14 protein-coding genes are annotated in these 20,026 nt (G+C 58.8%); 12 read left to right on the top strand and 2 right to left on the bottom strand.

What is annotated here, in order from left to right:
• Nucleotides 1-89: 89 nt before the first annotated feature.
• The 4 genes from spoIID to HPY71_12985 all read left to right on the top strand — a co-directional run bounded on the left by spoIID (nt 90) and on the right by HPY71_12985 (nt 3,548).
• Entirely contained in the window at nt 90-1,124 is a 1,035-nt protein-coding gene (gene spoIID, locus HPY71_13000; protein ID NPV54412.1) for a stage II sporulation protein D, read from the top strand.
• 130 nt (nt 1,125-1,254) lie between these two features.
• Nucleotides 1,255-2,040 carry a M23 family metallopeptidase gene (locus tag HPY71_12995; protein NPV54411.1) on the top strand — a complete coding sequence of 262 codons (786 nt, stop codon included), beginning with the start codon at nt 1,255-1,257 and terminating at the stop codon, nt 2,038-2,040.
• Between the two features lie 91 nt (nt 2,041-2,131).
• On the top strand, nt 2,132-2,386 hold the full coding sequence (gene spoIIID / locus HPY71_12990) for a sporulation transcriptional regulator SpoIIID (protein NPV54410.1): 255 nt from the start codon (nt 2,132-2,134) through the stop codon (nt 2,384-2,386).
• 73 nt (nt 2,387-2,459) lie between these two features.
• Nucleotides 2,460-3,548, top strand: a complete 1,089-nt coding sequence (locus HPY71_12985) for a rod shape-determining protein (protein ID NPV54409.1) — start codon at nt 2,460-2,462, stop codon at nt 3,546-3,548.
• A gap of 18 nt (nt 3,549-3,566) precedes the next feature.
• Here HPY71_12985 and HPY71_12980 read toward each other — a convergent pair whose 3' ends face one another.
• Entirely contained in the window at nt 3,567-3,779 is a 213-nt protein-coding gene (locus tag HPY71_12980; protein ID NPV54408.1) for a hypothetical protein, read from the bottom strand.
• A 72-nt stretch (nt 3,780-3,851) separates the two neighbouring features.
• On the opposite strand from HPY71_12980, the gene HPY71_12975 reads away from it, so the two are divergent.
• The 8 genes from HPY71_12975 to HPY71_12940 all read left to right on the top strand — a co-directional run bounded on the left by HPY71_12975 (nt 3,852) and on the right by HPY71_12940 (nt 19,731).
• Entirely contained in the window at nt 3,852-5,306 is a 1,455-nt protein-coding gene (locus tag HPY71_12975; GenBank protein ID NPV54407.1) for an AMIN domain-containing protein, read from the top strand.
• A 65-nt stretch (nt 5,307-5,371) separates the two neighbouring features.
• Nucleotides 5,372-7,450, top strand: a complete 2,079-nt coding sequence (locus HPY71_12970; protein ID NPV54406.1) for a hypothetical protein — start codon at nt 5,372-5,374, stop codon at nt 7,448-7,450.
• Nucleotides 7,451-7,585: 135 nt separating this feature from the next.
• Entirely contained in the window at nt 7,586-13,453 is a 5,868-nt protein-coding gene (locus HPY71_12965; protein NPV54405.1) for a hypothetical protein, read from the top strand.
• Between the two features lie 244 nt (nt 13,454-13,697).
• Nucleotides 13,698-15,431, top strand: coding sequence for a BamA/TamA family outer membrane protein (locus HPY71_12960; protein ID NPV54404.1), 1,734 nt, complete (start codon nt 13,698-13,700; stop codon nt 15,429-15,431).
• Nucleotides 15,432-15,507: 76 nt separating this feature from the next.
• Nucleotides 15,508-15,978, top strand: a complete 471-nt coding sequence (locus tag HPY71_12955; protein NPV54403.1) for an OmpH family outer membrane protein — start codon at nt 15,508-15,510, stop codon at nt 15,976-15,978.
• Between the two features lie 158 nt (nt 15,979-16,136).
• On the top strand, nt 16,137-17,357 hold the full coding sequence (locus HPY71_12950) for a hypothetical protein (GenBank protein ID NPV54402.1): 1,221 nt from the start codon (nt 16,137-16,139) through the stop codon (nt 17,355-17,357).
• Nucleotides 17,358-17,510: 153 nt separating this feature from the next.
• Entirely contained in the window at nt 17,511-18,638 is a 1,128-nt protein-coding gene (gene lpxD / locus HPY71_12945; GenBank protein ID NPV54401.1) for a UDP-3-O-(3-hydroxymyristoyl)glucosamine N-acyltransferase, read from the top strand.
• 124 nt (nt 18,639-18,762) lie between these two features.
• Nucleotides 18,763-19,731, top strand: coding sequence for a hypothetical protein (locus tag HPY71_12940; protein ID NPV54400.1), 969 nt, complete (start codon nt 18,763-18,765; stop codon nt 19,729-19,731).
• 127 nt (nt 19,732-19,858) lie between these two features.
• On the opposite strand, the gene HPY71_12935 is transcribed toward HPY71_12940, so the two are convergent.
• Nucleotides 19,859-20,026 (bottom strand): hypothetical protein (locus tag HPY71_12935; protein NPV54399.1); only part of this gene is annotated, 168 nt, incomplete at its 5' end.

The following is a 20,026-nucleotide window of genomic DNA, read 5'->3' as shown; positions in this document are numbered from 1 at the left end:
TTAGACAAGCATATCTGGTTTTGGCTCCGCCTTGGCCAGCCAGCCCTGCGGCGGAGCTCTGCGATCCAGTCCAGGGGGCGCTATCTTTAATGAAGAGAATGGTTTTTTTCATCGTTGCCTTCTGCTTCGTGGTCATCATTGTCCTTCCCTCAATCATAGCTCTCAGGGGATGCAGCTTCAATGTGCCGCCTGCACCCCCGCAAACCTCGAGTCCTGAGATATCCGTATACATTGAGCCGCAAAAGAAGATCGTCCGGATGCCCCTAGAGCAATACCTTATTGGGGTCGTTGCGGCGGAGATGCCTGCTTCCTTTGCGCTCGAGGCACTCAAGGCGCAGGCCGTAGCCGCCCGCACCTTTGCTTTAAAGCGTATGAGGGCCTTTGGTGGCAAGGGGTGCCTCGAACACCCCGGGGCCGACGTATGTACAGACTATCGCCACTGCCAGGCCTGGAAATCCACGGATGATATGCGGAGGACATGGGGCTATCTTGAATTCATCCCTTATTACTACAAGATCTCGCAGGCTGTCAGGGCGACAGAGGGTTACGTCATAACCTACCATGGGGAATTAATAGATGCAGCTTACCACTCGAATTGCGGGGGCTCGACGGATGATGCAGCAGACGTATGGTCGGCCCCGGTTCCCTATCTTCAGGGGAAGCCCTGCAATTTTCACAGGGGCGGCCAGGTCTTTCGAGAGCAGAGGGTCTTCAGCCTGGAGGAACTCGAGCGGAGGTTGGGGGTCACATTCGGGGTGAGGAAGGTAACGACGCAGAGGGTGAACGGGAGGGTCGTGGAAGTGATCAGCCGCGACCCCATGGCCAGGCCGGTTGAGGTGCTAGCCCAATCCCCGCGAGGGCGCGTGAAGACGATCCGGATAGGGAATAGAACATTTAGCGCGGCGGACCTGAGGGATAGGCTCGGGCTCAGGTCGACCCGGCTTTCCTGGAGGATAAACGGGGATAGCGTCCTGATTCAGACCACCGGCTATGGCCACGGCGTGGGCATGTGCCAGTATGGGGCGGATGGTATGGCGCGGCAGGGCAAGAGCTTTGAGGATATTTTAAAGTACTATTACACAGGGGTTGAGGTGGTCAGGCTCACCACCGGCGTTGAGCGGTGAATCTGCTAAAAAATATCATGTTGGGTCGGGTTTGCATAAAGAGGAAATATGTGGGGATAATAAAGCCCGGGGTGATAAGATGGTCAAGGCGCCCAAATGGAAATCATGGATCTCGCCCCGGGCTTTATTATTGGCCACTACGGTGCGGTTCACATCAGGGGCGAGGCTTGTGGGGGGCCTCTGGTCAGGCTTCCGGTTAGGTCTCCGGTCAGCCCTTAGATTGAGGCGTGGCCTGGCTGTGGGGGCGGTGGCGGCCGGGCTCTCGATCGGGCTCATCCTGGCGGGCCAGTCCTTTATATCGACCATAGCAACTGAATCGACTGAGATGGCGCACGTGGCCGGGCCGGCGGGTCAAGCTGGGCAAGCTGGGCAGCGGCCGGAGATACAGCGGACACAGAGTCCGAATTCCGGGGCCCGGGGTCCCAAACCCCCGGGGTTTGAGCGGGAACCAGGGGGGCAGGGGGCTATACAGGGAGCTATGGAAGCCATGAAAACTACGGAAGCTACGGAGACTATGATGGAGCCGGTAAATGGGGAGGTAGCCGTGGGATTCGGGTGGGTGAAGCACCCTCTCTACGACGATTGGCGGTATAACGGGGGGTGGGATATAGCCACTGTGCCCGGCGAGGAGGTCCGCGCCGCGCTCTCAGGGGTTGTGACTGATGTGGACACGGCTGAGGGTGGCCCTCCCGAGGGCAGGAGGGTGGTCCTGCTGCACGATAACGGCGTGCAGACAATCTATGATCACTGTGAGGAGATTCTTGTCGGAAAGGGGGAGGAGGTCCAGCAGGGGAGCGTGATCGGAAGGGTCTATGATGGGGGAGAACCCATCGGTCCCTGCCTGCATTTCGAGGTGCATAAAGGCGGCAAACCGGTAGACCCCGGGGCATTCTTGCGGCTCTCACCCCGGCGGTAATCCCGGTAATGGCACTAGTAATGGCGATAGTAGCATATCCACCTGGTCCCCGCATATAAATGTATTAAACCAGAGGTGGGGGGCCAGGGGAATGAGGGACTACATACGTCGCCGTGTAATCGAGGTGGCAAATTACATAATCGAGACGAAGGCCACGGTCAGGCAAGCGGCGCGCCTCTATAATGTCAGCAAGAGCACCATCCACAAGGACATGACCGAGCGGCTTCCGGCAATGAATAAACAGCTTGCGCGAAAGGTTAAGAAAATACTCGAACAGAATAAAGCCGAGAGACATATCCGGGGTGGGGAGGCCACCAGAAAAAAATATAAGGGAAAAAAGGAGTAATTTCCGGTTATTTCGGGAGGAAAATATGTACGTATGTAGAAGTCCCAATACTGGCATCTATAGTTTCATCCATATCATCCGGAGGGTGAAGGGGGATCCAGCCATGTTTGGTCTATCTCCAGACATCGGCATCGATCTCGGGACCGCCAATATCAAGGTTTATGTCAAGGGGAAGGGAATAGTCCTCTGTGAGCCCTCAGTCGTGGCCCTGGACAAGGAGACCGATAGGGTTCTCGCTGTCGGCAATGAGGCCCGCGACATGGTTGGACGCACCCCCGGGAACATCAGTGTGGTCCGCCCCCTCAAGGATGGGGTGATTGCAGACTATGATGTGACTGAGACCATGCTCAGGCACTTCATTGGCGCGGTATGCGGTAGACGCAGCCTGTTCCGGCCAAGGGTGGTCATCTGCGTCCCCTCTGGCGTTACAGATGTAGAGAGGAGAGCGGTATTCGAGGCAGCTACGCAGGCTGGGGCCCGGCGCACCTACATCGCTGAGGAGCCGGTGGCGGCCGCGCTCGGGGCAGGGCTTGATATATCGGAGCCCGGCGGGAATATGGTTGTGGATATAGGCGGGGGTACGACTAACGTTGCCGTCCTGTCGCTGAATGGGATCGTAGTTGCTGAGGCTCTGAGGATTGGTGGCGACAAGTGCGACGAGGCGATTATAAGGCACATCAAAAAACTGTACAACCTGATGATCGGCGAACGGACGGCAGAGGAAATCAAAATGGAGATAGGTTCCGCCTACCCTGATGATGGACTCCGGTCCCTCGATATACGGGGGCGTGATCTCTTGACCGGGCTCCCCCGGACAATAAGGTACACGTCCTCTGAGGCCTTTGAAGCGCTCGCCGAACCGGTTAGCGCCATCGTTAATAGTGTCAGGGGCGTTTTGGAGAGGACCCCCCCTGAGCTCTCTGCGGATATTGTCGATAAGGGGATGGTGCTGACGGGCGGGGGGGCGAAACTAAGGGACCTTGACCGCCTGCTGAGGGAGGAGACTGGTATCCCGGTCCAGGTCGCCGAGGACCCCCTCGGCTGTGTTGTGCGGGGGACCGGGAAGATTCTCGAGAGCCTCGCTGATTCACACCATTTGTTTCCCCTTCTCGAGGCAAAATCGCGGTATCAAGAAGGATATGTAAGCGGCGCGGCGAAGTAGAGTAAGGCTATAAATTGCTTACTCTGACCCCGGAGGCGTGCCGTGATGTACAGGTGTTTCCCCTCCCGTTTTTCTCTCACTGCGTTCACCGTTTTTCTCCCTGCGTTCACCATTTCCCTTATCCTCCTGGCATTCGTCTTTATTGGTTGGCTTCCCGGACCATGCGCCCTTGCAGCCTCCGGGGAGCTTGAGCATCCCCAGGATTTCCGGGTTTCCCAGGACTCTCAGCATTCCCAGGACTCCCAGAGTCCTCAGAGTTATCAGGGTCCTCAGGAGGCTCCGGATTCTGGAGGCCCCCGGGATTTGGAGGGTTCCCAGGCGAGCCCCGGCCCTTCTATACTCACGGGCGTCAGATTCAGGGCCTACCCTGAAAAGGTTAGGGTCGTATTCGATCTCACCTCACCAGCGACCTACACGGTATCGCAGTTGCATAACCCACCCAAGATCGTAATAGAAATGGAGAGTACCTATGTATATGTCGACGAGGCCCGCGAGAATGCCCCCCGACAGGTCCAGGCGGTTGATGATGTAACGCTCCGAGCCATCAGGATCAACCAGGTCGATCGCGATCGCGTGCGCGCAGTGCTCGACCTGAGGTACGCGCTGCCCAGGTGCCAGGTTTTTGCCCTGGCGGACCCGGACCGGATTGTCGTGGATATTCCCAAGCAGTACGAGGAACAGCGCCGCATCTCCATCGCGAGCGGCATAAGGTACATTCAAATCGATAGAGGGACTGCGCTCGGGCCGGTGATGATCGACATGCTTGATGTAGACCTGAATGACCCGAAGATCAGTATACGGACCTCCCTGGCTCAGGAATCGGGCTTCGGCCGCGCCCCTGTGAGTGCAATGGTCGCTCGCGAGGGGGCTATAGCCGGGGTAAATGGCGTGTATTTCGATTCGACAGGGAGGCCGCTCGGCCTTATAATCCTTGATGGCCAGATCATAACCGAGCCCCTCCTCGGCCGGACGGCGCTTGGGATAACGCGGGATAAAGAGGTCTTCATGGGCAACGTCGGTTTTGATGCAACCGTGACCGTCAGGGCGGGCGGTCTCGTATCGAGGAGCTTTGCAATCGACGGGATCAACAGGGTGCGCAGGGAGGGGGAGGTCATCCTCTATACGCCCTTTTTCGGCGCCACGACCAGGACCAATGACTACGGTATAGAGGTGGCAGTTGCCGGCGGGAGGGTCACGGAGGTCGGGAATAGCGATCTCGCAATCCCCTGGGATGGGTATGTCATCTCGGCGCACGGGAGGGCGAAGGAGCTTATCGCCGGCCTGAGGCCGGGGGACGAGGTGGAGATCAGGGTCGGGCTCACCAGCGACTGGATGGAGAGGGGCGTAGTCTACGCCGTCGGGGGCGGGCCAAGGCTCGTTGAGAATGGGCAGGTTCATATAACCAGCGCCGAGGAGCGCTTCGGACCCGATATAGCTCTGAGCCGTGCCCCGAGGACGGCTGTGGGGATCACCGCGGATAGGCATCTCCTCCTGGTAGCCGTCTCGGGCAGGAGGCGGGATATAAGCATAGGGATGACCCTGGAGGAGCTTGCCGAGTTCATGGTCCGGCAAGGCGCGGTCGATGCTATGAACCTTGACGGGGGAGGCTCGTCGACGATGGTTGTGCGGGACTACGTCATAAACCTGCCTTCAGATGGAGTTGAGCGCAAGGTGAGCGATGCAATTCTCGTTTTTGTTGAAAGCTCGGGGCTGTTTGATCACGGAGCGGCCCGATCAATGGCCGCGCCGGCTCAGTAAATAGCCCGGCAGAATGGCATGCGGCCCGGGCGGCGTAGGAAAGGGAAGGGACGTGAGGGATCCACATGGGCAAGACGCGGAAATCTCGCAGACCATCACTGGTGCTGCTGTTACTGGTATTGCTTCTAACCTCGGCACTGGCCGCTCTCGTGTTGCCCGGGCCACAGGTCCGGTCAGCCGGGAGGGATTGGCCCCCCCGTGACGATTTCATGCCGCTTAGCGCGGTGAAACGCGGGATGCATGGCATAGGCAAGACGGTGGTACAGGGCACGAAGGTCGAGGAATTCGGGGTGGAGGTCCTTGGGGTGCTCGAGGGCGACCTCAGCGAGGGCGATTTGATCCTTGTCAGGGTGAGCGGCAAGCCCGTTGAGGCGGCAGGCGGAATATCCGCGGGAATGAGCGGGAGCCCTGTATACATCGATGGCAAGCTGGTGGGCGCCATATCCATGACATACCAGATGTCCGATCATTTCATCGGGGCGGTAACGCCCATTGAGAGCATGTTGAAGCTCTTTGAAATGGCAGACCCCATAAAGGTTGGAGGAGGGATTGCCGAGGGGATTGCCGCTGGGGCGGCGCCGGGCGTGCCGGGCATGGTGCCTGTATCAACACCGGTCATGGTGAGCGGGATAACAGGGCGGGCGCTCGACATCCTCTCCAGTCGCCTCAAGAAACGAGGGAATTTCATGCTTGTGCCGGCGGGAGGGGTACCTGCAGCCGAGCCTGCAACAACATCATCGTATGTCGGCGCGGGTCATACCGGTGCCCCCCCTGCCAGTGCCTCTGCCTCTGGCGGCAGCGAGGATGATAGTATCGCCCCCGGCAGCGCCTTTGGGATCCAGCTCGTCCGGGGCGACGCCAATGTAACGGCAATAGGAACCGTGACATATAAGTGGGGCGACACCTTCCTGGGCCTGGGTCATCCCTTTATGGCCAAGGGGGGCGTGAACTTCTTTGCCAGCGGAGTATATATTCACTGCGTGGTCCCCAGCATGCTGATGCCGTTTAAGATCGGGACCCCGACGCAGCCTGCGGGCATGATAACCCAGGACAGGACCGCGGGCGTTCTCGGCGATGCGAGGGCGAACCCTGAAGCCATAGCTGTGAAGGTCAAGGTCAACGACAGGAATTTGAAAAGGGCGAAGGAATTCAAGGCCGAAGTGGTTCCCGATGAGGACCTGGCGCCTGATTTGATCACGGTCCTGGCGCTTCAGGCCATTGATGCCACAAGTGACCGGATCGGCCGTGGGACCTCGCTGGTGAAGTTCGAGGTAGCCGCCAGGGGGCTTGAGAATCGCCTGGTGCGGGAGAATATGTTCTTCAGCCAGCATGACATAGCTGCGAGCTCCGTCATGGAGCTGGGCGAGGCCGTTTCGCTCCTCATGACGAATGAATTCAAGGATCTTGATATCCAGGAGGTTACAGCCCAGCTCGATATCGATGAGCGACGGGTGTCCGCGAGCATAGAGGGCGCGGCCGTGAAGGAAACGAGCGTGAAGCCCGGCGATACGGTGCACATAGAAGTCAAGATAAGGCCCTTCCGCGCCGAGCCGGTGACCCAGGTGATCGCCCTCACCATCCCCGAGGATACAGCGCCCGGGAGCTTGTATGTAACTGTGAGGGGTGGCGGGGTGGCGCCTGGAGATGAGGAAGCCCGCAGGGCTGGTGGGAAGGAGCCACCTAAAGAAGGGGAGAAGGGTAAATGGGATGCCCTGGATAAGATGGTCAAGGACTTCTCAGAGCGAGAGAGGAACAATGATATCGTGGCGGAGTTCTACCCGAACCCGGGCGATCTGGGCGCCTCCGGCGTTTCAAACGGCTTGGGGGGTCAGGGTGGGGGTGGCCACGAGGGGGATAAGGAGCCACCTCCGGGACCTCCCGGGGCGAAGCGGCGAGCCCAGCCGGGGGAGTCACCGGCTTCTGCTCCTGCTGTGCCCCTCGATAGCGAGCCCATAAAATCGAAGATCTCAACCGAATATGTTATAGAGGGATATAAGGAGATAGAGATCCAGGTGAGCGAGGCTGGAGAGGCGAAGCCGGAACCGGGGCCGGAGGGAGAGACGGGGGCAAAGTCTGTAGATGCAGGTCCCCCAGAGGGTGAGGCCGGGATTCCGAGCTCGTCTGCAAAGAAATGGTATGATTGATATAATCCTCCGCCAAAGGATATATCTTTCGATCGATAATATTGAAGGAATGGCAGGCGGGGCGTCGAAGTGTACTTTGTCTGCCATTCCTGACTTTTTGCCATAATGATCCATTTCCTGAGGAGGGGCCGGCCTATGAGAAAGAAGGTCCTTATCCTGGCCATTTTCGCGAGCGCGCTGGTCATCGCGGTGCTGTCAGGGTATTATCTGCTTGAGCGGGGCGTGCTCGGCGAGCGGGTCAGGCTTGCCGCCGCGGCCGAGCTCGAAAGGAATCTTGGCGTGGAAATGAAGATCGACAGGGTGACGCTTGGCGCTCCTGGCGTTGCCAGAATGTCGGGCGTAAGGGTCAGGATGAAGAATGCCCCGTACGGAGCCTATAGGAGCGCTGATTTGCTCAGTTCTCCCGAGGTTGTTGTGAATTACAATCCCCTGGGGATTCTGATGCGGAAGGCAAGCGTGGCGAGCAGCATAAAGCGGATTACGGTTGTCAGACCCAGGGTCGTGCTTGCCAAGGATGCGGATGGCCATTGGAACCTTGGGGACCTCCTAGCAGGGAAGACCCTGGAGAACGATGGGCTGAGCCAGTTCACCGGCGACCTTGAGATAGTCGATGGCCAGGTTACAGTCACTGGTCTGGGGGGACCGGGCTCCCGGGAGATCTTTACCGGTGTTAATGGATGCCTGTCCCTCGCAAAAGATGGCCTTGTCACTGGGACTATGAAGCTCGGCACCGTGAAGCCTGGGAAAGGCGGGGATGGCAGGATTACGGCGGACGGGTGGTTCAATTACCGGGATCGCTCTTATAGCCTCAAGATCAGAGCCGATGCCCTTCCTGCCGGATATGCCGGGTCAAGGGGGAAGAGTGTGAGCCTCGGGGATTTCAAGCTGCCTGAGGATGTATGGGTTTCAAATGCACCTGAAGCCCTTATGGGGTTTCTCAAAATCCTCAAGGAATTCTCAGCTGAGGCCACAGGGGACATTGAATTCAACGGCGTAGCTGGTTCGCAACCATCGGTCAAGGGAAAAATCTCCATTACAAAGGGTATTCTGGATTTGAGCAAGATCTATCCGGGGGTTGATGCCCTTTCCGGCGAGGTCGAGGGCGAGGTAGACTTCGAGGAGGCGACAGGTGGCGCCCCTGTATATTCAGGGAAGTTGACGTTGAAGCGGGTCAGGGTGGAGCTACGCAACATGCCGGGCGGCCTGGTGAGCTTCGGCGGCGATCTCAGCGGCAATGTGGAGTTCAAGAGCGAGGGACCGAAAGATTTAGCCATAAAGGGAAAGATCGCCCTGGGCAAGGGCGATATTGTTGCGAGGGAAGTATATAAGGATATAAGGTCGCTATCCGGCGGGGTAAATGGCGAGATCGATTTTGATGGCAAGGTCCCCGTTGCTTTGCTGGCGGCGGGAGGGAGTGCGGGCCCGGAGATGGCAGGTAAGCCGGCAGCAAGCGGGCCGGAGTTTGTGGGCGGTATTGAGGCCTTGCTGAAGGAGGTAAACTATAGCGGGCGGTTCTCCATCGCAGGTGGTCACGTGGATATAGGAGCGATCATCCCGGGGATCGATGGGATAAGCGGCCCGCTCGACGGCCAGGTCGCTTTCCAGGGGAAGCGGGGAGACAAGCCTGGTTATCGCGGAGTCCTCCGCATGTCGGGCGCGAAGGTTAGGGCCGGGGATTCCGGGAGCGGGTTGAAGCTGGTGGATGGGCCCGTGGATGGCGAGATAAATTTCGAGGGGATGTTTGGAAGCGCCCCGCGCTACTGGGGGAAGATAAACCTCAAGAAGGCCAGGATAGAGCTGGGGAAGGCCGGGGCCGGGGGCGCCGGGAGCCGCAGGGGCGAAGGTGCGCCGGAGGCCGCGCCGGAGATGCCTGCCACCCTGGAGGGGCAGTTCGAGTTCAAGGGGGGGCTCGCGGGGGCCGGGGCGCTGGTCGCCAGCGGCGCCAGCAGCCAGGAAACCCGGCCGGGCGGCTCAGGCTCCGGGGCGGGCGGTGGCGGCCTGGAGATCAATATAGTCCAGGCGCGCGCTGTTATCGATGGCTCGGAGGTGACGATCTCGGGGCGCATCTGGCCGGGCAGGAATACCAGGGTCGACCTTTCGGTGACAGCCCCCGGGTTTAATATCGCGGGTCTAAACAGGCTCGGGCTGTTATCGTCGAGATCCTTGCCTGCGCCGCTAGCTATGCTATCCGGGTCCGGAGCCAGCGGGAAGGCCGCAGTCAACCTCCGGGTCCGGGGTTACGGGGGCGCGTTCTCGTGCGATGGCACGGTAGCGCTCGCCGGTGGGTCGTTCAGGCTGAAATCCCTCGCGGCGCCCATCGAGAAGGTGGAGGCTCGGGTAAGGTTCAGCGGGGATAGCATTAACATAGCCTCCCTCGAAGGAATGCTGGGCGGGGCCCGAGTGAAGGCCCTGGGGGCCATCAGGAATTTGAACGACCCGGATCTCGATTTGAAGCTCTCGGCCGATGGCCTTGATGTAGCTACCGTGGCCGGCCTTGTGAAGCAGGGCAAGGGTAAGTTCGCCGTGAGCGGTAGAGGGGCGCTCGAGGCCACGATCAAGGGCAGGGTTGATGCCCCATTTATCGTGGGCGAGGCGAGCTTTGACAGGCTCGCTATCGGGGAGGCCAGTCTGCAAAGGGCGAAGGTTGCTTTTCGTTACGGGAACGGCTCTATAATGGTCAAGGAATTATATGGGTCCATCGGCGGCGGGGCGATCTCGGGCGACGGGGTCCTGGCGCTGGCTGCCGGCCCGCTGGCGCCGGCGGGGTCGGTGGGATCCAAGGCGCCGGGATTCAGGGCAGCCAGGGCAGGGAATTCCCTGTTTTCCCTGAAAGCCCGGGATGTGGACCTGGCGGCGCTCGGCGCGCTGGTATCGGGGTCTGGTGTAGCGCCCGGGCTGGATGCGGGTCACCTCGGGTTGAGCGGCCTAAGCGGCCGCCTGACGGGGAGCCTCATCGTGAAGAGCGCTGGCGATAGCTACAGGGCTACGGGGTCGTTTGATATCGCTTCCGGGTCGGTCGGCCAGTATCCTTTTGATCACGTGGAGGTCGATACAAGGTTTACCCGTGAGGGGATCGCATTTGACCGGTTGGTCCTACAGTGCGGTAAGACGGATATTCACGCCCGCGGCCAGGTCAGGCTCGCCGCAAGATCGGTTGATATCAGCCTCTCGGGCCAGGATATCGATCTTAAGGGACTCATGGGCTTATTTGTCCCGGGCCAGGGATGGCTCGCGGGGTCTGCGGATTTCGTGGGCGCCCTTGCAGGGCGGTTCGGCGGGGTCAGGCTCGAGGGGATCATCGACGCCAGGGATGGCACGGTTTACGGGGAGAAATACCAGAGCCTGAGGGGCAGGGTGGCTGTAAGCAAAGAGAGCCTCCATATGAATGGGATCAGCATAAAGGACGGCCCGGCCAGCTATAATCTAACAGGTGTAGTTGGGTTTGGCGCGGGGCCTGTGGATGTATCCATGAAGGTGACCCACGCTGATGTGCGTCAGCTTCTGAGGCTTTCCAGGATTGAGGCGGATATCACAGGCACCGTATCGGGCGCCCTCCACATGTCGGGCGCCCCGGGCAAGCTTTCCACCGAGGGGGCCTTGACTCTCGCGCCCGGGACCATACAGGGCTGGAAGGTCGACAGGGCGGACCTCTCCTTCAGCACCGACAGCGAGGGCTTTAAGATCAGGGGATTCGAGGCGCGCTGCGGCGGGTCGCAGGTTGTTGCCAGTGGGCGCATCCGGTCCGGGCCTGGGAATAATAAAGCGAAAGGCGGGGGTCCAGGGGGAGGTGCGTCGCTGGATCTCACCGTTGACGCGAAGGGGCTGAGGCTCGAGGATATCTACCGCGCCAGCGAGAAGCAGCTGGCCATCGGTGCCATCGTGGATTTCAAAGGGAAGGTCGGGGGCACGCTTGCTAACCCGGCCATGAAGGGTGAATTTGAGGCCAGGGATATAACCCTCGAGGCTGCAAGCTTTGTTTCCGCCAGGGGAATTATAGCAATCCAGGACGGGGCATGCACATTCTCGCCTATGACCGTTAAAGACGGGCGCGGGGAGCTGGTTGTAACGGGGAAGGCCGGCCTCGAGAAGGACTCGCCCCTGAGCCTCGATATAGACGCCAAACGGGTCCGCTTGAAGAATATCGTCTCGGCATTGGGACCTGCCCGGGTTGCAGGCATAGCTGATATGGACGGCGAGGCGAGCGGGACGATAAGGATATCGGGGACCTTGAGCCGACCGAGCTTTTCGCTCAAGGTGACCCTGGACGCCGCAAGGATTGGAGAGGCAAATATCGGGAGGGTTACAGCCAATATCTCGGGTGAGGATGGTAAGGTTATCCTGAAGTCCTTGCTGGTCGCCCAGGGGAGAGGAACCCTGGGCGCCTCGGGCATGTTTGTGCCAGGCAAGGATATCGCGCTCGTCGCTGAGGCCAGGCGTTTCGACCTGAGCGCGCTGGGGGAGTTCTTCAACCTGCGTCATAGGCTCACGGGCAGCGCCGACCTCACGGTCAACGTGAGCGGCTCCCCGGGCTCGCCCATGGTCACATGCACGGGGGAGGTCGCAAATTGGGGTTTTGACAGGCTCTACTTCGATCGCCTGGAGGGGACCCTGAGGTTCCGTAACGGCGTGGTCGCCCTCGAAAGGGTTGTTGCGAGCCAGGGCCAGCACAGGCTGAATGTATATGGCTCGGTGCCCGTTCCGTATAAATACCTGGCGGCTCTCGGCCTGGGGGGAGGGCCAGGCCGGGGAGGCCGAGGAGGAGCGCGGACACAGGACCTTGACCTGTATATCGACATGCCGGCCGCCAACCTGTCTCTGCTGGGACTTTTGAGCGACCAGATTGAGTGGGCTGAAGGCTCGGGGGCTGTAGGGCTCCATCTCGTTGGCGCGCTCGATTCGCCGCGCATAAAGGGCGCGGTGAGGATCGCCGGCGGGAGCATCAAGCTCGCCCCCCTCCAGGATGCCGTAACCGCGTTGAAGGGTGGCATTGTCTTTGAGGGAGATAGGGCGAGAATCGACAGGATAACGGGGAGCACGAGGGGCGGGGAATTTGCCCTCGGGGGCGAGATCGGCCTCAAGGACTTGAGGCAGCCCGACCTTGATCTCTGGTTGAAGTCCAACGCTTTACGGATTGCCACCGGGCAGCTCGACGCGATTGTCGACGCGGACCTGACGGTCCGGGGCCCCGCGGGGAGGGCCGTGGTCAAGGGCACAGTAAAGGTTCCCAGGGCGCGGATCGGGCTTGGTGGCTGGAGCCTCGCGGGCGGCGCTCCATTCGATACCAGGCTGGATGTGGGTATTACAACGGGCAATGATGTTCGCCTGGTTGCGAATGGTATAGACGTGGAGCTCCATGGCAGCTTGAAGGCCACGGGAACCCTCAGGAAACCGGCGCTGGTGGGCCAGGTCGAGTCCCGGCGCGGCACTTTCGCCTATTTGGGGACAGAGTTCAGGCTGACGGAGGCCTATGCAGAGTTTACCGAGTTCCAGGGGATTGAGCCGTCGGTTGATGTTCGTGCGGAGACTGTGGTAGATGCAACGCGGATATACCTTGCCTTGAAGGGGGGTCCTGGCGCCATCCAGACGGACCTCACGTCCAGCCCCCCGATGTCTCAGAGCGAGATCCTGGCGATGTTGAACTATCCAGGCGCTGTGGCCCGGCTCGCCAGGGGGGATGTTGAGGGCGTCATGAAGGACGAGGCCATGAGGCTCATCGACCAGCAACTACGGCTCCAGGTCGTGGGGGGCATCGAGAACATGTTCAGGAACGCGCTCAGCCTGGATGAATTCAGGCTCGAGCGCAGCAAGGAACAGCAACTCACGCTCAAACTGGGCAAGTACGTGATCGATAACCTCTACCTGAGTTATTCCACGACGCTTGGCCCTGTGCAGCACGACGTCCTGAGATTCGAATACCTTCAAGGGCGCCACATCATATTCAACGGGCAGCTCGAGGACGAGGGACGTTACAGCCTTGGGGTTGAGGCAAGGTTCCGGTTCTGAGCCATATCTAGGTCATGATCACCCAATCGGTGTCTAGAAATTCGGTGTCTAGAAATCTAGAACGCGGTCTCTAGATGTCTAGAAAGCCCAGGGAGTCTGATTCAGGTGGTGGAAGATCTAGAGGGTGGAAGGGGATTCCTTGTACTGAAACATTTGCTGATTGGCATGGGCAGGAATTATGCTCTGTGAGTCGAATCCATATGCCTCAGGGGGTCTTTCTGGGGCGCAAAAGGAGGCAGGATCGGTGGGAAGGTTGAAGAAGGTGCTGATTTTTGTAGCTATCGTGGCAGTCATGTTCGGAGCGATGGCGACGGGTCCGGCCGCCATCGGAGCGGAGACCCAGGGGAATAAGATCGTTGCCGTGGAGGTCCAGGGCAACTCGAATATCCCATCCGAGACCATTCTCGATGCCGTGAGGGTCAAGGCCGGCGACACGCTTTCAGAGGAAAAGGTCAAGGCGGATATGAAGGCCATCAGCGACCTGGGATACTTCTATAATGTAAGCGCGAAGACCGTGCCCCAGGCCGGTGGCGTCCGGCTGGTTTACGAGGTGGTCGAGAACCCGAAGCTCAAAAGCATTACGTTTAAAGGCAATAAGATGGTCAGCACGGAAAAGCTAGACCTGCTCATGAGCGTGAAGATCAATGATGTTCTCAATGTCAAGAAGCTGAATGGCGACCTCGAGAGGATTCTGAAGTATTACTACAACCAGGGCTATTCGGCCCGGATATCCGATGTCAGCGTCACCCCGGAAGGTGCGGTGACGGTCTCGATTGTCGAGGCCACTGTCGGGGCTATAAAGGTCGAGGGGAACCAGAAGACGAAGGCAAGGGTGATCACCAGGGAGATATCGGTCAAGCCCGGGGATACATTCGACGTCAATAAGATCCGGGAGGATATGAGGCGTATATACAACCTCGGCATATTTGAGAATGTCGATGTCAAGCTCGATCTCAACAAGGAGACCGATAGCTACACCGTAAACTACGTTGTCAAGGAGCGCCGCACCGGCAGCGCAAACCTGGGGGTTGCCTGGAGTTCGACGGAGGGATTCCTCGGGTACATAGATGTCGGCGATGAGAACTTCCTCGGGAACCACCAGAAGGTCAACCTGAGATGGGAATTTGGCGCTAACAAGAATATGTATGAGATAGGCTTCTTCGAGCCCTGGCTTGATGCAAATAGGACATCCCTCGGTTTCAACCTCTACAATCGCAGGGCCGATATCGAGAGAAGCTGGGATAGCGAGGTTTACACGTATAGTCCCGATCCTGGGAACCCTCCTGAAAAGGTAAAGTACACGGAAATCCGCAGGGGTGGCGATGTCACAGTCGGGCGGCCGCTCAACCTCGATACCCGGCTCTACCTGACCCTGAGAATCGATGACACAGATCTGCAACCTATAACCGAGGGCCTGGGCTGGGTCAACCCTGCGAGTGGCGAAACAAGGAGCATTACCGTCGCTGCCGTCAACGATACACGGGATAACGTTATGAACCCCTCGGCAGGGAGCCGGAAGAAGCTATCCGTGGAGCTTGCCGGTGGACTCCTGGGCGGGGATTACACCTTCGGGAAATACCAGGTCGACGGCAGCACCTACTTCAAGACCTGGCCAAACCAGGTCCTGGCATTGCACCTTGCTGCCGGCTTCTCCAGCGGGGAGCTGCCGCTGACAGAGCAGTATAAGGTAGGCGGATCGGAGTCGATCCGGGGGTACAAGTATGGCCGGTTCTACGGGGATAAGATGGTGTATGCCAACGCGGAGTATCGTTTCCGGATCACCAAGGGTCTCCAGGGCGTCTTGTTTGCTGACGCCGGCAATGCCTGGGCCAATGATGAGGCGATGGATCTCAACAGCCTCTACACGGGCCTCGGCGCCGGAGTGCGCATCGATACACCCATCGGGTTGCTGCGCATCGATTATGGGACCGGGCGCGAGGGGGGACAGACTTACTTCAGCTTCGGCCAGACATTCTAGGCAGACCTATTCTGGCCGGGCATATTCTAGCCGGACTTCATGAGATCTCCGGAATTATTGAAAGGAATGATCATGCATGAACAGGATTAACATGAGGGCTCTGGCCCTCGGAGTGATAGGGATTGTCATCGTGGCTGTTATAGCGGCAGGAGGGTTCTCCCTGGTATCGCGGGCCGCGGGGCAAGATAATCAGGTTATTGGCTATGTCGATGTGAACAAGATATTCGCAGAGTACCCCGATTTCCAGAAGGGCATGGCCGCGCTTCAAAAGGAGCTTCAGGCCATGCAAAAGGAACTGGACGCGAAGGTCGCGGGGCTTGATGCCGAGAATAAGGTAAAGATGCGTGACGAATACCAGGCCAAGCTGGATAAGCGCAAATCCGAGGTCCTCGGACCCCTGGAGAAAAAGGTGAACCAGGCGATCCAGGATGCAGCAAGGGCGTCCGGAATCTCTGTGGTGCTCTCAAATCAGGCAGTGATCTATGGCGGAAAGGACCTCACAGATGATGTTGTAAAGAGGCTGGGGGGTTCGAATTCGAAGAAGTAAGTAAGTAAGTATGTATGTAACTTGGTAAGCTAGGTATGCCGGGTATGACTGGGCATTCTCGTCATCTTGCAGTGTGGATGTATGGCGGCCGGGCGCATGTGTCTTTTATCTAGTGCGCTCGGTTGCTCGTTTTGATACCAGGGGGGCGCTGGTTGAAGATGAAGATAGCGAAGCCGGTGTTGGTTTTGGTCAAGGAGCTAAAGAGGAAATCTATAATAGCTGAAATAGCTGGAATAGCTGGCATAGGTCTAGCCGTTTTGTGCCTTTCGGGCTTCGCAGGGGTTTGGGGGAGGGAGAGTAGACCCCCTGCCTTCGTCGACATGAAGAGGGCATTAGAGGAGCACCCCGGGTGGGAAAGGGTCCTGGCCATCGAGCGAGAGATGGAGGAGAGCAAGGCAAAATGGCAAGACTATGTGGATAATTCCCTTCTGACCGAGCAGGATATCAATGCTTACTACGCCAGGGTCAAGGCGCGACTCGAGGAGGACGCCCGGACGATAGAGGAAAGGCGGTCAGCCAGCATACAGAGCGAAGCCGCGGCCATGACGAGGAGGATCGGTCGCTACGAGGATGATGTCAGGGCCGAGGTGGATCAAAAGGTCAAGGCTCAGGCCGAAATCCTGAGGCAGCAGGTGGAGGATGACCTCTACGCCGAGCAGGGAAGGTTGAACAATGAATTTGATGATTTCAAGAAGGAGACCGTCAGGGGGTACTACATGCCCATGCTCAATATCCAGTTTAAGTTGAAGCTCGCCCAGCTCAAGGAGGGCGAGAGAAAGGACCTGGAGGCTGAGCTGGAGCGGTTGCAGAGCGAGATGGAGGGCCTGATAAAGGCGAAGGATGAGGAATTGAAAGGGCGCTACGAGCAGTACGCCAGCGAGAGGCGGCGCCAGGCCGAAGAGCAGCTCACGACGTTTGAAGCTGGAGAGATCAAAGCTGCCGCGGAGAGGGTTGCTCGTTACAGGGCAGAGCTCGAGCAGGAGTCCGAGTCCAGGCTGAAGCGAATGGATGAGGAGATGGCCAGGGATGCCAAAAGCCACAGGGAGGAGATCATAAGGGAAGCCAACGCCGAGCTCCAGGCGAGGCAGGCTGAGCTTGGTTCGAGGCTGGCTGCCGAGGAGGAGCATTTTCGAAGGCGATACGATGCGCTACGGGAGGAGAGGGCCGCTCTCGAGGCTGAGATCAGGCGGGAAATCGAGGCTGCCGCGCGTGCGATCGCTGACGCGCGCGGCCTGGAAGTTCGTTTTCTCGAGGCGGGAGGGCGGCCGGAGGGGCGGCTGGAAGGGCAGCCAGGGGCACAGCCGGGAGGGCAGCAGACTGATGTGACTGCCGCCGGGGCGCTGGACATTACTGACGAGGTCATACGGTATTTTCACTGAATCAGGGCGGTGCGCACAGATTCTTGCCTCTTAGCCCTTGTTGCCTGTTGGCCCTTCACTGGTCTTTATTGGTCTTTGTGGCCTAACGGGCTCATTAGCGAGCTCACCGCGGATGGCGCACCTCTATCCCGCCTGACGGGATTAACGGATAGGATGGTGAATGACTTGGGTGGAAAGGTTGACGCCAAGGGTACAATCAAGGTTGAGGAACTAGCCCTCCTCGTAGGTGGCGATATAATCGGGGGTCCTGATGGGTATGACATTGAGGTTGAGATCACAGGCGCTGGATCGATTGAAGGTGCAGAAGAGGGGCAGGTCACCTTTGCGGTGGATGCAAGACACCTGCAGGCCGCTTTGAAGGGCAGGGCCGCCTGCGTAATCACCTCGCCGGCGGCTCTGGCATCCCTGCCGTCTGGCCCATCGCATGTTCCCGGGTCCAAACTACTTATCCTTGTGAAGAACCCGCGCCTCGCCTTCGCCAGGGCGCTCGAGGTATTTGCGCCGGAGTGCGAGCCCCCCGCGGGTATTCACCCAACCAGCGTTATCGGCGAGGGCGTTACCATCGGCGCCGGCGTATCTATCGGGCCGTTTGTAGTTGTGGAACAGGGCGCCAGGATCGGAGACCGGGTCGTCCTGTATCCAGGGGTCTACATCGGCCACGAAACCGAAATCGGGGACGGCACGCGCATCTATGCGAATGCAGTTATACGGGAGCGGGTCAGAATCGGTAGAAATGTGCTGATCCACTCGGGGGCCGTTATAGGGGGCGATGGCTTCGGCTTTGTCCAGGACGATGAGGGTGTGCACCATAAGATACCTCAGATCGGAACCGTGATAATTGAAGATGAAGTCGAGATCGGGGCCAACGCGTGCGTGGATCGAGCGATGATGGATGCCACAATAGTAAAGCGGGGGACCAAGATAGATAACCTGGTCCAGATCGCCCACAATTGCCAGATCGGCCGGAATGTGATAATAGCCGGCCAGGCGGGTATAGCCGGGAGCGCGGTGATCGAGGACGGGGCAGTGCTCGGGGGCCAGGTTGGCGTCGTCGATCACGTAAGGATCGGCCGGGGGGCGCTCATCGGCGGCATGTCGGGGGTTACCGGAAGCATCCCGCCCGGGCGCTTTTACTCGGGCAACCCGGCGCGCCCGCACGAGGAGGACCTCTCGATCGAGGTCGCGAGGCGGAAGCTCCCCGAGCTCGTGAAGACCGTAAAGGACCTGGAGGCGAGGGTGGCAGAACTCGAGAAGTTGCTCAATTTGACCCGGACCCATTAACTCTCATCAGACCCCCCACTTTTTTAAATTTGCCTAAATTTGCTGGGGCAGAAGGTTTTTGGACCTTAAAGGCGAAACATATAAAATACGAGAGGAAACTTATCCAGAAGGTGGGAAGAATTCCATGCCTCGAGGGATTGTCATGCCTAAAAGGTCCGAAAGTTTACGGGTCCCTGCCCTATCATTTATCCCCATCCTCACAATATCCGTCTCCATATTCACGTGCATGTTCATGTTCAGCCTTACCCTGCCGGCGCGCGCCTGCGTTGGTGCGCGGCCGCTGGCCATGGGCGGCGCCTTCGTAGCCGTCGCCGACGATTCGTCGGCGGTTTATTGGAACCCGGCGGGCCTGATTCAGCTTAAATCCAAGGAGCTTTCGTTGACTCACACCCTCAATAATAGGGATATATTTAATTATGATGAGTTCCTGGTTTACGCTGAGCCTGATGCCGGCAAAGGGGCAGGGGGCATAAGCTGGATCAAGGAGCACTATCTCCTCCGGGTGGATAATGCGGGGGAGCTATATTATTCAAGCAACTGGTTTACTTATTCATACGCCAAGCGCCCATCGCGTGATTTTTACATCGGCGCGAACATCAGGTATGAGAAGCACAACCTTTATCGCCCCGATGTAGTGGAGGCGACGGGCAACCGGTGGGGCATTGACCTGGGCATGCTGTATAAGGCCAGTCCCAGGCTCTCGCTGGGATTGCTCGTCCAGGATATAAACGGCTCGCCGGTCGCATGGAGCGACGGGAGCCAGACCACTACGGCAGTAAATATCAGGCCCGGGATAGCTTACCGGCCGGATAACGCGACCACAGTTGCCTTTGACCTCTATGATATAGCTGGCGAGGGCGGGCCGCCCGGCACGATCCGATTTGGCGTCGAGAGATGGCTGACGAAGAAGCTCGCCATCCGGGGCGGCTATTATCAAATCGACGAGACGAGCGGGTCAATCACCGCGGGGATAGGCTACAGGTCTGAGGGTGATGGTCTGGAGGTTGACTACGTGTTCCTCGGGCCGGGCCTCAGGGCCGGTGACCAGGGGCTCGGCAACACCCATCAGCTGGGGGTTACCCTGAGGTTCTAACTCGAGCCGATAGCTATAGCCCTATAGCCCGCGACGTTGGTTGGGTTGCCTTGATGATGAGAATACCCTGGTAGCTGGGGACTGCTTCATACGCCTCATGTTAACATGCTGGGGGGCGCAAGCTATTCTATTGCGCGGCTTGTAACCTCCAGCTTTTCTTATCTGCATACATTATCTCGTTTTGGCGCAGCAGCGCCTCTGCGTTATTATCGAAGCCGCTTGCGCTATAGAAGATGTAGTACCCTTTTATCCCAAGCTCCTGAGCGGTCTCCTTTACCCTCAGGAACTCCTCGAC

This window comes from Bacillota bacterium, assembly GCA_013178125.1.
GTDB lineage: Bacteria > Bacillota > SHA-98 > Ch115 > JABLXJ01 > JABLXL01.
The sequence above is the reverse complement of the archived record's forward strand: the minus strand, read 5'-3'. Positions and strand labels throughout refer to the sequence as shown.

Coding starts and splice junctions, on each gene's coding strand:
- spoIIID (NPV54410.1), top strand. CDS start 2,132: ATGAGGGACTACATACGTCGCCGTGTAATCGAGGTGGCAAATTACATA.
- HPY71_12970 (NPV54406.1), top strand. CDS start 5,372: ATGGGCAAGACGCGGAAATCTCGCAGACCATCACTGGTGCTGCTGTTA.
- HPY71_12950 (NPV54402.1), top strand. CDS start 16,137: ATGAAGATAGCGAAGCCGGTGTTGGTTTTGGTCAAGGAGCTAAAGAGG.
- lpxD (NPV54401.1), top strand. CDS start 17,511: ATGGTGAATGACTTGGGTGGAAAGGTTGACGCCAAGGGTACAATCAAG.
- HPY71_12965 (NPV54405.1), top strand. CDS start 7,586: ATGAGAAAGAAGGTCCTTATCCTGGCCATTTTCGCGAGCGCGCTGGTC.
- HPY71_12980 (NPV54408.1), bottom strand. CDS start 3,779: ATGCTGAGAGTCCTGGGAAACCCGGAAATCCTGGGGATGCTCAAGCTC.
- spoIID (NPV54412.1), top strand. CDS start 90: ATGAAGAGAATGGTTTTTTTCATCGTTGCCTTCTGCTTCGTGGTCATC.
- HPY71_12955 (NPV54403.1), top strand. CDS start 15,508: ATGAACAGGATTAACATGAGGGCTCTGGCCCTCGGAGTGATAGGGATT.
- HPY71_12940 (NPV54400.1), top strand. CDS start 18,763: ATGCCTCGAGGGATTGTCATGCCTAAAAGGTCCGAAAGTTTACGGGTC.